Source organism: Phascolarctobacterium faecium DSM 14760 (assembly GCF_003269275.1).
Lineage (GTDB): Bacteria > Bacillota > Negativicutes > Acidaminococcales > Acidaminococcaceae > Phascolarctobacterium > Phascolarctobacterium faecium.
The window spans coordinates 65,508-80,133 of the sequence record NZ_QLTS01000005.1 but is presented as its reverse complement, the minus strand read 5'-3'; the positions used below and the strand labels follow the sequence as shown (position 1 = coordinate 80,133).

Annotated in this window: 14 protein-coding genes; all 14 read left to right on the top strand. The window is 41.2% G+C overall.

What is annotated here, in order from left to right; genetic code table 11:
- Positions 1-13 precede the first annotated feature (13 nt).
- The gene (locus C8D73_RS07100; RefSeq protein WP_113077752.1) at positions 14-1,279 is read left to right on the top strand and encodes a hypothetical protein; all 1,266 of its coding nucleotides are present in this window, start codon (positions 14-16) and stop codon (positions 1,277-1,279) included.
- Positions 1,280-1,353: 74 nt separating this feature from the next.
- On the top strand, positions 1,354-1,839 hold the full coding sequence (locus C8D73_RS07095) for an OmpH/Skp family outer membrane protein (protein WP_021718196.1): 486 nt from the start codon (positions 1,354-1,356) through the stop codon (positions 1,837-1,839).
- 61 nt (positions 1,840-1,900) lie between these two features.
- A complete protein-coding gene (locus C8D73_RS07090; RefSeq protein ID WP_113077751.1) occupies positions 1,901-2,809 on the top strand; it encodes a hypothetical protein in 909 nt (302 codons plus the stop codon).
- Between the two features lie 15 nt (positions 2,810-2,824).
- Positions 2,825-3,235 (top strand): OmpH/Skp family outer membrane protein, encoded by a 411-nt coding sequence (locus C8D73_RS07085; protein WP_113077750.1) that lies wholly within the window; start codon positions 2,825-2,827, stop codon positions 3,233-3,235.
- A 53-nt stretch (positions 3,236-3,288) separates the two neighbouring features.
- A complete protein-coding gene (gene lpxD / locus C8D73_RS07080) occupies positions 3,289-4,314 on the top strand; it encodes a UDP-3-O-(3-hydroxymyristoyl)glucosamine N-acyltransferase (RefSeq protein WP_113077749.1) in 1,026 nt (341 codons plus the stop codon).
- Positions 4,315-4,336: 22 nt separating this feature from the next.
- A complete protein-coding gene (locus C8D73_RS07075) occupies positions 4,337-5,227 on the top strand; it encodes a lysophospholipid acyltransferase family protein (protein WP_021718200.1) in 891 nt (296 codons plus the stop codon).
- Positions 5,228-5,262: 35 nt separating this feature from the next.
- Positions 5,263-6,093 carry a UDP-3-O-acyl-N-acetylglucosamine deacetylase gene (gene lpxC / locus C8D73_RS07070; protein WP_046430281.1) on the top strand — a complete coding sequence of 277 codons (831 nt, stop codon included), beginning with the start codon at positions 5,263-5,265 and terminating at the stop codon, positions 6,091-6,093.
- The gene (gene fabZ, locus C8D73_RS07065; protein ID WP_021718202.1) at positions 6,093-6,536 is read left to right on the top strand and encodes a 3-hydroxyacyl-ACP dehydratase FabZ; all 444 of its coding nucleotides are present in this window, start codon (positions 6,093-6,095) and stop codon (positions 6,534-6,536) included. The genes lpxC and fabZ overlap by 1 nt, the downstream gene beginning before the upstream one ends.
- A 172-nt stretch (positions 6,537-6,708) precedes the next feature.
- Positions 6,709-7,515 (top strand): acyl-ACP--UDP-N-acetylglucosamine O-acyltransferase, encoded by an 807-nt coding sequence (gene lpxA, locus C8D73_RS07060; protein WP_113077748.1) that lies wholly within the window; start codon positions 6,709-6,711, stop codon positions 7,513-7,515.
- Positions 7,516-7,527: 12 nt separating this feature from the next.
- Positions 7,528-8,331, top strand: a complete 804-nt coding sequence (locus tag C8D73_RS07055) for an LpxI family protein (RefSeq protein ID WP_113077747.1) — start codon at positions 7,528-7,530, stop codon at positions 8,329-8,331.
- A 140-nt stretch (positions 8,332-8,471) separates the two neighbouring features.
- Positions 8,472-9,608 (top strand): lipid-A-disaccharide synthase, encoded by a 1,137-nt coding sequence (lpxB, locus tag C8D73_RS07050; RefSeq protein ID WP_021718205.1) that lies wholly within the window; start codon positions 8,472-8,474, stop codon positions 9,606-9,608.
- Positions 9,605-11,338: a lipid A export permease/ATP-binding protein MsbA gene (gene msbA, locus C8D73_RS07045; RefSeq protein ID WP_021718206.1), complete on the top strand. Its 1,734-nt coding sequence runs from the start codon at positions 9,605-9,607 to the stop codon at positions 11,336-11,338. Before lpxB ends, msbA begins: the two co-directional genes overlap by 4 nt.
- A 9-nt stretch (positions 11,339-11,347) precedes the next feature.
- Positions 11,348-13,876, top strand: coding sequence for a tetraacyldisaccharide 4'-kinase (gene lpxK, locus C8D73_RS07040; RefSeq protein WP_113077746.1), 2,529 nt, complete (start codon positions 11,348-11,350; stop codon positions 13,874-13,876).
- Entirely contained in the window at positions 13,876-14,601 is a 726-nt protein-coding gene (kdsB, locus tag C8D73_RS07035) for a 3-deoxy-manno-octulosonate cytidylyltransferase (RefSeq protein WP_021718208.1), read from the top strand. Before lpxK ends, kdsB begins: the two co-directional genes overlap by 1 nt.
- Positions 14,602-14,626 lie beyond the last annotated feature (25 nt).

The following is a 14,626-nucleotide window of genomic DNA, read 5'->3' as shown; positions in this document are numbered from 1 at the left end:
GCGGTAGTATGCCGTGAAGATTGTAAGAATTTTAGCTGTAGTTTTATTGGCTTGTTTGCTGCCACGGGCAGCAAATGCTGCCATTATTGAAAGTGTAAGCGTTAATGTCCTGGACAGAGGTTCTACCAGTAAGGTTCTTTTAGAGCGGATGTCGGCAAGTATGCAGACTGTTGCTGAACAGCTGCTGCTTGATAAGGACACAGAAAAAGTAGAACCTGTGCGCAGTGAATATACAAGACTTCTGGGAGAAGTTGGGGACAGAGTCCTGAATGGATATCAGATGGAGCAGGTAATGTTGCAGCTGGGGACACAAACGCAGGTTACAATGGTGGTTTCACCCTGGAATGAAGTGATAAATGATGTTTTTGTTGATTTACAGTTTTCGGGAGTCGAAGAAAATACGGCTGCTTTATTGCAGTCGAAACTGCCGGAATTACAAAAACAGCTGGAGGATGTTTTGCAGGGTTCTTCTGCAGATGCGTCCGACTGGGCCGGTGGAGTATTACGCCGGTTAGTAAGGGAAAAGGTTGAAGCTGAACTGCCTGAATTCAGAGCTGCTGTAGATGTGGTGCGTGAAGACAGGCGAACCGTTATACAGGTAGTTGTCTATCCTGTAGGGCAGCTGGTGCAAAGTATTGATTATGAGATGGTTTCTCAGTCTATACCCAATTTGCTGCTGTTAAATATTAAACAGCGTTATGCACAGAAAACACAGGAGTTAAGGGGACTGCCGGTAATATATGTCAGCAGGCATAAAGAAGAGCTGGAAAGATCACTGCTGGCAGAACTCAGTGCAGAGCCTGAAGTAAAAAGACATAATCTGCGTCCAAGCGTAGTTTTGACGCCGGGAGTTAATTCAGGGGTAAGGATTCGTCTGGAATCAGATGAATATAAAATCTGGTTTGAAGGCTACGGTGACATAGGGCGCAATGAGAACAATATTTCCGGACGCGCTCATTTTGGCAAATACATATCAAAACGGGATGAGATTTTCGGAGAGGTCGGAGTGACTTTGGATGATGTCGACTGGGATTTTTCCGCCGGTTATGCGTTGCATCACGGAAAAACGACAGTCAGTTATATGCGACGTAGTCCGCTGGGAGAAAATGTCTATCGCCTGGAACAGGATATAACGCCGAAATGGCGTTTGCGGGCAGAATATTTTTCTGGCAGCGATACTACTGAAATTGGAGTCAGATACCGGATACACGAATTCCTGAGCGCGGAATATGTTTATTCAAATGATAAACCATACTTCAGGATTGTTGGAAATTTGTGATAAAGGTTGAAAGAAAAGATTTTGACTGATATAATTATTTAGTATAATTACAACTGAAAGCAGGGATTTTTATTATGATGCAAAAATTACGTGATCCAAAAAATGTGAAAATGATATCTTTGTTCGTAGCAGCTATCTTTGTTTTAGGCTGTTTTGCTTTAACACTTACCCAAAGTGGTGTTAACAGCGTGGCATCAGCTGCTTCCAGTGAATCGGCTATTGGCGTTGTTAATTATCAGATGCTGCTTTCTCAAGTGCCTGATCTGCAGAATGTACAGACAAGTATGAAGCAGGAAATCGATAATGCCCAGAAGGATTTTGATGAAAAAAGTAAAACCATGAATGATACTGAAAAACAGCGTTATTATCAGCAGTTGCAGGAACGGTTATCCAATAAAGAAAAGGAATTAATGGATCCTGTTTTGAAAAAGATTGAAACAACAATCAAAAAAGTTGCTGATAAAAAAGGTTTGTCCGTAGTTGTTGACAAAAATACCGTTGTATACGGCGGTCTCGATATTACTGATGAGGTATCCAAGGCTTTGCAAAGCGGTAAATAATGTCGGACAAGGCCCTTTTTACAAAAGGGCCTTGTTTCTGTTTAACTGCAGGAGGTAAAGTATGCGCTGGTTAACGCCGATAATTTTGATAGTCGTATTACTTACTGCTGCCTGTGGTCATGATCCGGGCGGCAAGGATAAAATTGCCGTTATTGATTGGGATAAGGCATTCAGTGCTCATCCTAAACAGACTGTTCTTAAACAGGGTGAAGCTGAATTGCAGAAATTACTGCGTTATCGTGAGGAGCAGGCAGAAATAGCCAAAACTCAGATTGCTGGTTTAACCAGACTGCAGCAGCTGAAACAAAACAGTAAAGCTAATTTTATGGATGCCGGGTTTCAGACACAAATGTATGCTGCTGAAGCAAAAGAACGGAAAAAACTTTTAGATGCTTATGATGCAGCAGTAAAAGAAGCTGATGCTGCTTTAGCCGAACAGGAAAAGGAACTGGAGGATGCGTACCAGCTAAAAATTTTAAATTTTAGATTGCGGCTGGAAGCTATAAAAATGCGTCCTGCAGAACGTGAGGTTGTTCAAAATGAATTAAACCAGGTTCAGTCTGAACGGGAACAGCAAAGACAGCAGATTTTAGCAGCAAAAAATAAAATTATTGGTGCTAAAATGGAGCCTTTGGTGGTTGAAACGCAGGCCAGATTAAAACAGCATGCGGAGCAGCTGCAGCAGGAAATGCAGGGAGATATGTCTGGGGTATTATCAAAAGACCAGTCTGATTTGGCGAAGGTTCCGGAAGCTTTGACTAAGGCAATGGCTGCCATCGATAAGCAGGCTGATAAACTGCAGGAAAGTAATGAAAAGCTTAGAGCAGGTATTCGTAACGATATTGAAAGCAATGTGATAAAACTTGCTCACGAGCGGCAGTATACAATCGTCTTTCATAGTGTTAAAGTTAATATCAAAGCGGATGACATTACTGATGATGTTGTGAAGGCTTTGCAGAATATGAAATAACAGGAGCGATAGATTATGAAAAAACAAGTAGTGGCAGGCTTAATGGTGGCAGTTGCAATGGTATCTTTTGGATGCAGTGGGCGTAATGCTGAATTTGGTGTGGTTGATATGAAAGCTGTTGAAAGCAAAGCCGAAATAGTAAAAACGGTGAAAGAAGAGGTTGCTACCAAAGGAAAGGCATTGCAGGAAGAAATGACTAAAGAGATGGAGGGCAAATCTCAGGAAGAACAGAAAAAAATTGTTGAAGATAAAACGGCTGAAATGCAGTTGGTACAATCAGAAGCGCAAAATAAATTAAAAGCAAGCCTGGATTCTGCGTTAAATGCAGTTGCTAAAGAAAAAGGCTTAGGAGCTGTGTTGATTAAAGATGCTGTCCCTCAGGGTGGTGTGGATGTAACTGATTCGGTAATTGAAAAAATGAAATAAATGTGGCGGGCGGTTGATCTGCCCGCCTTTTTAAAACAGCGGGAGGCAGAGTTATGGAAAAGACTTTGAGGGAATTGGCAGAATATTTGCAGGGGACACTTGAAAATGAAGATCAAAAGTTGATTGTTACAGGCGTAAACGGGTTAGTTGAGGCTGGACCGCAGGATATTTCTTTTGCTGTGCCGCCTCATGTGGAACACTGTCATCTCAGTAAAGCTGGGGTAATGGTTTTAGCACCGGAAGATCCCAAGCTTGATAGACCTGTAATCAGAGTCAAAGATCCGCGTGCAGCTTTTGCGGCCTTGTTGGAGCTTTTTCGGGCCAGGGAGGATGTTGAACGTGTCGTAAGTCCTTTGGCTTTTGTTGCCGCAAGTGCTAAAATTGGTAAAAATGTTGCTATACAGCCGTTTGCTGTAATTGAGGAAGATGCTGAAATTGGTGATGACAGTGTAATTTATCCGCATGTTTATGTTGGAAAGCATGTTAAAATAGGAAAAGCTTGTACCTTTTATCCTCAGGTTACAATAAGAGAAAATTGTGTTATAGGCAATAATGTTGTATTGCAGTCAGGATGCGTTATCGGCGGCGATGGTTTTGGCTATATTACAGATAAAAAGACTGGCAGACACAGCAGTGTACTGCAGGCTGGCAATGTGGTTTTAGAGGATGAAGTTGAAATAGGAAATAATACCTGTATTGACAGAGCTACTGCAGGCAGTACTATTGTTGGTGCGGGAACAAAAATAGACAATCTTGTGCATTTAGGTCATAATGATGTTTTAGGGAAAAATTGTCTGGTTGTAGCCCATGTGGGGATCAGCGGCAGCGTGACTGTTGGTGATAATGTTACGTTTGCAGGACAGGTTGGTACAGTTGGGCATATCACAATTGGTGACAATTGTGTTTTTGGCGGAAAAACAGGTATTACCAATAATGTACCTTCTAATTCGTTTTATGCAGGATTTCCGGCACGTCCGCATAAGGAATGGCTTAAACAGGAAGCGAATCTCAGAAAAATCGGCGATTTACTGAAAAAGGTTAAAGTACTGGAAGAAACTGTAGCTAAATTGGAAAAATAAGAAACAAGGCGGTGCAAAAGCAGTGCTTGCTTATTATGTGGTTAAGTTTTTCAGCTGGATTATGTGCGTGGCTCCTAAATGTTTACGTAATTTAACAGCTGCGATATTAGGCGGAATTGCGGTTGTTGCTACTCCAAAATGGCGGATGCAAATGGCTGCAGCCAATATACAGGAGTGTCTTGGCGTAGATAAGGCAAGAGCTCAGCAGATAGCAGAGAAAAGTTTGCGCAGATTTGGTAGAATGGTAGTAGAAGTAATGCGCTTCCCTTTGTTAAATAAAGATAATATAACTAAGCTTGTTAATGTTGAAGGCCTGGAATATTTGGAAGAAGCCTATAAACAGAATAAAGGTGTCATTATTGCAACAGGTCATTTTGGCAACTGGGAGCTTTTAGGGGCAACGATTGCTTTGCATGGCTATCCTATGCTTTCTATAACGAGAAAACAAAATAATAAATATATGGATCGCTTCATTAATGAATATCGTGAAATGGTGGGACAAAAGGTTGCCTATAATCGTGGCGAACATGGTTTGCTTGCTATCAGCAGAATACTGAAGGAGAAAAAACTGCTTGGCGTTCTATATGATCAGGATACTAATGACGACGGTGTTGATTTAAAACTTTTTGGAAAAGACAGTATCATTCCTTTAGGTGCTGCTGCCTTATCGCGAATTTATGGATCTCCTGTTTTACCATGTTTTATTCATAATAGTGAAGAGGGCGGTTGTACGGTTAAAATATATCCGCCGCTTTATACGCCTAAGAGCAAGGATAGGGAAAAGGATTTTTATGATGTGACTCAGGAGCTGGTTGTAATTTTGGAGCACGAGATCATCAGTCATCCGGAGATGTGGTTTTGGGTACATGACCGCTGGAAAGACGGGCGTGAGAGATTTGCAGTCAGGAAATAACCGGGGAAAGGCAGGAGGGAATTTTGAAAGAAATAATGCAGCAAACATTGGCAGCTCCTATTGCTTATTCTGGCATAGGGTTGCACTCAGGAAAAGAAGTTGCAATGAAATTATTGCCGGGAAAAGAGAATACGGGTATTGTTTTTGTACGTACAGATCTCTCGGGGCATCCTGAAATACAGGCTTTAGCGGAGAATGTAAGTTCTACGGTTAAAGCTACTACTGTCAGTGAAAATGGGACCGAGGTATTTACAGTTGAACATTTAATGGCGGCATTTTCAATGATGGGCATTGATAATTGCCGCATTGAGATGTCTGCGCCGGAACCTCCAGTAACTGACGGCAGTGCTGCTGTATTTTGTGAGCTGATTTTACAGGCGGGCAGAATAAGGCAGTCGGAGCCAAGAAAGATATATGCTGTTGACAGGGCTTTTTCTGTTTATGAAGATGATAAATATATCACGATTCAACCGTATGATGGTTACAGGATTTCTTTTGTATCTGTTAACGCGCATCCTGCTTTAGGGACACAGTATTTTGATATCGAGCTGACAGAAGAAAAGTTCCTGCAGGAGATCGCTGCTGCCAGAACTGTTGGCTTTATGAGTGAAATTAAGCAAATGCAGCAGATGGGGCTGGGGCTTGGCGGCAGTATTGAAAATGTTGTTATTTTTGATGATGATAAAATTTTATCAGAGACAAGATTTGATAATGAACTGATCAGACATAAAATTTTAGATGTGATTGGAGATTTATATTTATTAGGGCATCTTCGTGGGCATATAATTGCTGTGAAGTCAGGACATGCATTTAATTCTTGTTTAGCAAAGCAAATTCAAGCCTATAGGATCAAGGAGGAGAAATGATGATTACTTTAGACGCTATTGAAATTCAAAAAATTATTCCGCATCGTTACCCAATGCTTTTGGTAGATCGCATTTTAGAGTTGGAACCGATGAAAAGGGCTGTCGGTGTCAAAAATATTACCATGAACGAATTGCAGTTCTTAGGTCATTTCCCTGGTGAACCGATTATGCCTGGTGTGCTCTTAATTGAGGCAATGGCTCAAGTCGGCGGCGTGGCAATGCTGTATCCGGAAGAAAACCGTGGCAAAATTGCGGTCTTTGGTAAGATCGATAACGTACGTTTTCGTCGTCAGGTAGTACCGGGGGATCAGGTTATTACTACAACTGAAGTTGTAAAGATACGTGGAAATATGGGCGTTATTCATTGTGAAGGCAAGGTTGATGGTCAGGTGGCCTGTGAGTGTGATTGTACTTTTGCGATTATGGATCCAAAAAAATCTTAATAAATGAAAAAACGTTAAAATTTGCAGTAAAATGATGAAATAGGAAGTTTTTTGTACGTAATCAGTTAAAACAACCGAATTCAGCGTGCGAAAAAGTAAAAGCTTTGGCAGAATATAGATAATATAGTATAAAGCTGTTTAATTGTTTGATTAAAATTGAGGAGTGAAGGAAATGAGTTCGGTTGTTATTCCTATGCCTAAAATCCATGAAACAGCAATCATCCATCCCAATGCTGTTTTAGGAAAAAATGTTGAAATAGGCCCTTATGCTGTAATCGATGAAGAAGTAGTCATCGGCGACAATTGTAAAATAGGAGCCCATGCGGTGATTCATAAATATACTACAGTTGGTAAAAATTGTAAATTTTTCCCGGGTTGTTCTATAGGTGCTGATCCGCAGGATTTAAAATTTGAAGACGAGAAAACATCGACGGTTATCGGTGATGGCTGTGTTTTTCGTGAATGTACTACCGTCAACAGAGCTACTGGTGAAGGAAATAAAACTATTATTGGTAATAATATACTGATGATGGCTTATACGCATGTCGCACATAATTGCATTGTTGGTAATAATGTTATTATGTCCAATGTTGCAACACTTGCCGGACATGTTATTGTTGAAGACAGGGCTGTTATCGGCGGATTATCAGCAGTGCATCAGTTTTGCAAGATCGGCCGTAATGCTATGATTGGCGGTATGGCACGTGTTGCTCAGGATGTGCCTCCTTTTATGATCGTTGCAGGTGATCCGGCCTTTGTATCGGGTTTGAACAGTGTTGGATTGGCCAGAGCCGGTATGGCTCAGGAAATACGCAGTCAGCTGAAAAAAGCTTTTCGGATTTTATACAGATCCGGATTGCCATTACAGGAGGCTGTTGCTACAATGGAGCAGGAGCTTGACAGCAGCGAGCCTGTTGAGCATTTGATGCGCTTTTTGCGTAATGTAGAACGTGGTATTATTCGTACCCGCAGAGATTAAGGTGGTGACCTGGTGGAGACTATAGGCTTATTGTCGGGAATCGGCCGTTTGCCGGTGGATGTAGCTTTATCAGCCAAGTCTATGGGTTATAGAGTTATAGCTGTTGGAGTTGTCCCTGATATAGATCCGGAGTTAGCAGAGGCTGTTGATGCTTATTATGACATTCATATAGGGAAAATTGGTAAGATCATCAGTACTCTGAAGAAAAATGATGTAAAAACAGTGACAATGATAGGAAAAGTTACAAAAGAGCTTTTATATAAAGCAGGAGCTGTTGTTCCTGACCTTAGGGCAATAAAAATACTGGCTTCCGTACCTGACCGTAAAGATGATACCATCATGAACGCTATTGTCAAGGAGCTGGAAGGTGAAGGCATCAAAGTGATGGATCAGACACTTTTGATTCAGCCGTTATTGCCGCCGCCTGGCGTTTTGACCCAAAGAATGCCAACAGAAGCGGAAGTGGCTGATATGGATTTTGGCTTTGCAATGGCGAAAGAAATTGGTCGTTTGGATATTGGGCAGACGGTGGTGGTAAAAGATCGTGCTTTAATGGCCGTTGAAGCTATTGAAGGAACTGATGCCTGCATTTTACGAGGGGGAACACTTGGCAAAGGTGTTATTGTCGCAAAAACGGCAAAACCGGCGCAGGATAACAGGTTTGATATGCCAAGCATTGGCACAAAGACCATGGAATCAATGATAGCAGCCGGAGCGACCGGCTTGGTAATTGAGGCCGGCAGAACGCTGCTTGTAGAAAAAGAAAAAACTCTGGCTTTGGCAGATGCTCACAATATTACTATTGTAGCAAGATAAATGAAAAATAATTGCTAATTATGCAGGCTGAGCGATACGTTCAGTCTGTTTTTGTGTTATAATATAAAATGAATTGTTGTGTAATAAAATAAGAACTAGAAAACTTTTTAAAGTGTTTTGATAGCTGGAAGGGAGCGTTTATGGCTAGAATATTGATTTCTGCCGGAGAAGCTTCGGGAGATATTCATGCTGCTGCGGTGACAAGAGAATTAAAAAATATTGCTCCTGATACTGAAGTTTTCGGTATGGGCGGTGATTGCCTGCGTGAAGCTGGCGGCGAAGTGTTATTTGATATTAAAGAACATGGGGTAATGGGGTTTGCGGAGATTGTTTGCAAATTACCAGCGTTGTTTAAATTGAAAAAAGCTTTTGCCAAAGTAATGGAAGAAAGAAAACCGGACTGTCTGGTGGTTGTTGATTATCCGGGGTTTAATATGCGTTTGGCAAAACTTGCAAAAGCAAAAGGCATTCCTGTAGTTTCTTACATCAGTCCTTCTGCTTGGGCCTGGCATAAAAGCCGTGCGAAGAGCGTTGCTCAGATTGTCAATAAAGTTGCTGCCATTTTCCCGTTTGAATATGAAGTTTATAAAAATGCGGGGGCTGACACCGAATTTGTTGGACATCCTTTGGTGGATATAGTGAAACCGCATCTTAGCAAAGAAGCTGCCTGGAAAAAAGCAGGAAAGAATGCTGACAGGGATTTGATTTTATTACTTCCGGGAAGCCGGTTGATGGAAATACAAAAAATGCTGCCAACGATGTTACAGGCCGCAAAATTAATTTTAAAAAAACGTCCCGATACAGATTTTACTATGCCGCGGGCCAAAACAATTCCTCTGAAAATGCTGGAAGATATGGTAAAAGCTGCAGGAGTACCGGTCAAAATAATAGAAGGTGACAACTACGATGTGATGTTCAGTGCTGATCTGGCACTGGCTACAAGCGGAACAGTGACTTTAGAGGCGGCGCTGTGCGGATTGGGGTCAGTTATCGTTTATAAAACCTCGCCTATTACCGCTTTTATTGCACGCAGAGTTATCAATATACCTAACATCGGCTTGCCAAATATTGTTGCAGGCAAACGTATTTTACCTGAATTGCTGCAGGAAGAATTCACTCCGGAACGTTTGCAGCAGGAGGCTCTGGCACTTTTGGAGCCGGAGCGGAACACGCAGATGAAAAAAGATCTGGCTTATGTCAGTGAGCGTCTGGGAGAGCCCGGTGCTGTACATAGAGTTGCAGAATTGGTTCTGCGTATTGCTGAGGAGAAACAATGACATTATATTTACGAATTTTGAGTTATATAAAACCATATATGCACAGACTGATTTTTGCTATGTTTTGTACTATTATGGCAGCAGCGGGGAATTTATATATTCCCTGGATTATCAAAGATATGATTGATGAAGTTTTGGCTGATAAGAATGGCACAATGCTGAATTGGATTGCTGCCAGCATTATAGCTATTTTCGTCGTACGCGGTTTGTTCTGGTATGGTCAGAATTATTTGATGAGCTACGTTGGGCAGAGCGTAATTATTGATATTCGGGCAGCTGTTTTTAAAAAATTACAGCGTCTCAGCGTATCTTTTTATGACAAGAACAAAACGGGTACGATCATGAGTTATGTTACTAATGATGTCAATGCGCTGCAATCAGCTATGGTTGAGAATACCATTGAGATGATTACAGAAGGTTTTATTTTGATTGGTTCTGTAGTAGCGATGATCTATCTGGATTGGCGTCTTACGCTTTTTACAGTCTGCACTTTCCCGGTGGTCTTATGGTTTATGGAATTTTTTGGGAAAAAAATTCGCAAAACCGGCGGCAGAATCCAGGAATGTACTGCGGATATTACTTCGGTTCTGCAGGAGTCTGTGGCTTCTGCCAGAGTTATCAAATCATTTGTCAGGGAAGATTACGAGGTTGATCGTTTTGACGTAGAAAATAGAGCAAATTTCCGTGCTAATATGAAAAATGCGCAATTGATGGCAACCTTGACTCCTGTTGTAGAACTTGTTGCAGCAATTGGCGTGACGATGATTATCTGGTACGGCGGTAATAATGTTATTAATGGCACGATTACTGCTGGCTCTCTGGTCGCTTTTTTGACCTATGCCGTAAATATTTCTAATCCGATTAAACGTTTAACCAGAGTTATTGGTAATATCCAGAAGGCGCTGGCTGCAGCACAGCGTGTATTTATGATTATCGACATGCCGGAAGAAATAGCAGAAAGCAGGGATGCTAAGCAATTGCCGGAAGTCAGTGGTAAAGTGGAATTTCAAAATGTTTCTTTTGCCTATGATGATAAAGGCAATGTAATTACGGATCTTTCTTTCAGTGTAAAACCGGGTGAGGTAATAGCAATCGTTGGTCCGTCCGGTGCAGGAAAATCCACAATTGCTAATTTACTGCCGCGTTTTTATGATGTAAACAAGGGTGATATCAAAATTGATGGTCACAGTGTCAGAGAGGTTACGTTAGATTCTCTGCGTGAACAGGTGGGTATTGTTCCGCAGGAAACAATGCTCTTTAATGGTTCTGTTTATAATAATATTCTTTATGGACGTCTGGATGCGACTAAAGAAGAGATTGAAGCCGCTGCTAAAGCGGCCAACGCACATGATTTTATCATGCAGCTTACTGATGGTTATGAAACTAAGCTTGGTGACCGAGGGGTTAATCTTTCCGGCGGGCAGCGGCAGCGTATAGCTATTGCCCGGGCAATATTGAAAAATCCACGGATTCTGATTTTAGACGAAGCGACTTCGGCTCTTGATACAGAAAGTGAAAGAGTGGTGCAGGAAGCACTGGACAGATTGATGGTAGGCAGGACTTCTTTTGTTATAGCACATAGGTTATCAACAGTTAAAAACGCAGATAAAATTTTAGTGCTGGAAAAAGGTAATTTAGTCGAATCAGGAACACACGATGAGCTTTTGGCCTTAGATGGGCTGTACGCACATTTATATAAAATTCAGTATCGCAACAAAGAAGCGAAGTGAGGTTAAAGAATGTATATTATTTATAATTTTTTGGTTTTGTGCGTGTGCTGTTTGTTCGTACTGCCTTACTTTCTTTATCGTTGTATCTGTGAAGCAGGTTTTACTACCAGAATGCGGCAAAGTCTGGGCGGGCTGCGTGATGAAGAAATTGCTTCTGTGGCTCAGAAGGACTGTATTTGGATTCATGGCGCTTCTGTCGGTGAAATTGTTGCGACAAGTCCATTAGTTAAAGAAATACGCAAAGCATATCCTGATTCTCCAATACTGGTCTCTGCTGTAACTGTAGGCGGTTATAATATGGCTAAACAGATAATTCAGGAAGCTGATGCTATTATCTATTTTCCTTTGGATATGCCGTTTGTTTCTGAATCTTTTGTTAAACGTATTCAGCCGAGGATATTCATGCCGGTAGAAACTGAGTTGTGGCCTAATTTTTTGCGGGCTATTCGTGAAAGAAATATTCCTGTAATGATGGTTAATGGCCGTATTTCAGAGAAATCAGTAAAAACGTATCGTTATTTATATGGCATTTGGGATGATATGCTGAATACAGTCAGCAGATTCTGCATGCAGTCAAGTATTGACGCTGATTATATCAGTCATTTAGGCGCAGATCCCAAAAAGATTTATGTTACAGGTAATACAAAGTTTGATCAGACTTATGCGGAAGTGACACCAGAGGACCTGGAAAACTATAAAAAAGAATTAGGAATTGAAAATGCTTATCCTGTAATTGTGGCAGGGTCTACACATCCTACTGAAGAAAAAGTTTTATTTGATGTGTTTAATGAAATTATTAAAAGCTATCCTGAGGCCCGTTTGGTTATCGCACCTCGCAAACCGGGACGTGCTGATGAAATCAGTAAACTGGCGAAACAGTATCATTGGGAAAGCGGATTTAGATCAAAACTCCTGGAAATCAAAGGTGCTCGGTCTAAATATCCTGTTTTACTGATAGATACTATTGGTGAATTAGGTCGTATTTATTCTGTTGGTGATGTGGTGTTTGTTGGTGGTTCTTTGATAAAACATGGCGGACATAACGTGCTGGAACCGGCGGCGCATGCCAAACCGATTTTAGTTGGGCCAAATATGCAGAATTTTAAAGATTCATATGCTTTATTGAGTAAGGTCGGTGCCTGCAAGATGATTAATAACAGTGCAGAGCTTACTAAAGAAGTTTTAGATATTGTTGGAAACGATGAACGACGTTTGCAAATGGGAGCAGCATCATTGCAGGTTATTAAAGAAAATCGCGGTGCTGCTGTACGCAGTATTGAATATCTGCAGGATCTGCTGACATTAACGACTGTTGACAGTAAGGTTGAAGCATCCTATCCTACAAATATCAGAAATCTGCATGATGAAGGCGGCGGGCGTCTGCGCCATGGAGATGCGGTGATTCAATATTTATACCAGCTGGCACATGGTCCTAACACCCCATTTTTTGGTTGGATTTTATTGGGGATTTTAAGGATGTTTTCCTATGTATATGAATTTGGTGTTTGCTGTAAATTAGACTTTTATAAATCCGGATTATTGAAACAGAAAAAATTAGATTGCTGTGTCATTTCTATAGGGAATATTACTGTTGGTGGTACAGGAAAAACTCCTACCGCGCAAAAAGTTGCTGTTATTATTAAAAATATGGGTTATCGTGTCGTGATCCTGAATCGTGGTTATCGTTCGCACTGGGATCAGGAGATGGGCGTTGTCAGTGATGGTAAGAAGATTTTTATGACTGCCTATGAGGCCGGTGATGAAGCTTATTTAATGGCGAAAACCTTACCGGGTGTGCCGGTAATTATTGGTAAAAACAGAGCCTTAACAGGTCAGTTTGCTGTGGATAAAATGAATGCTGAGGTTATCATCATGGACGATGGTTATCAGCATTGGCACTTATATCGTGATCTGGACGTAGTTTTAGTTGATACATTTAATATGTTCGGCAATGGCTGTCTTCTGCCGCGCGGGACCTTGCGCGAACCGTTGAGTCATTTGGACAGGGCGGGCTTGTTCCTGCTGACTAAAACAGATCAAAGTTCTCAGTTCAGCCGTCAGGAATTACGCGATACTTTGGATAAGTACAACGGAGATGCTCCTATTATTGAGAGTATCCATCTTCCAAAAAATTTTGTGGAAATTGCTGACTGGTATAAAGGCATACATGAAAATGCGAAAGATCTTTCTGAGCTGCAGGGTAAAAAAGTTATGGTCTTTTCTGCGATCGGCAATCCTTCATCGTTTGAGCAGACTCTGGCCTGCATCGGCATTGATATAATTGAAGCTATACGATATCCTGACCATCATGATTACGGAATGCTGGAAATGCAGTATATCAGTGAAAGAGCCATCAGCAAAGAAGTTGTAGCTATGGTAACAACTGGTAAGGACGCTGTTAAAATACCAACGGAATTCATTTATTTTAATAGAGAAATGCCGTTGTATATTTTAAATATGGATATAAAAATTACTGAAGGACGTGAAGTATTTGAGAAAACAATTCTGAACGCCATTCAGAAGGAGACGAACGAGTAATGAAAGTTTTGTGTGTGATACCTGCACGTTACGCTTCTACACGACTTCCGGGCAAGCCTTTGGCACTTATTGCAGGAAAGCCTATGATACAACATGTCTATATGAAAGCCTGTGAGGCCAAACTGCCTGATGATGTTATTGTGGCCACGGATAATGAGAAAGTTTTTGAAACGGTTCATGGTTTTGGTGGTAGAGCGATCATGACATCTCCGGATCATCCCAGTGGTACTGACAGGTTAGCAGAGGTCGCTCTTAATTTTCCCGATGTAGATGTTATTGTCAATGTACAGGGCGATGAACCCATGATACCGCCGGAGATTATTGACCGGCTGGCAAAAGCTTTCGAAGCTGAATCTGATTTAAAAATGGCTACGATGAAAGTATTGATGCGGGAAGAAGATTATAATAATCCGGCGGCAGTTAAAGTTGTTACCGACAATAATGGTTATGCCCTTTATTTTTCGCGCAGCCTAATGCCATATCCCCGTAATAAAACTGAACACTATAAGGTCTATAAGCATGTTGGTATTTATGCTTATAGACGTGATTTCCTTTTGCAATACGCTGCTTTGGCACCTACTGAATTGGAAAAAACAGAAAGTTTGGAGCAGTTGAGAGTTTTGGAAAACGGATATAAGATAAAAGTACTGGAAAGTGATTTTCAAGGTATTGGAGTAGATACTCCGGAAGATTTGGCAGCGGTAAATGAGCTGTTAAGTAAATAAGCGGTTTTATTCCAGAAGGAGGTCG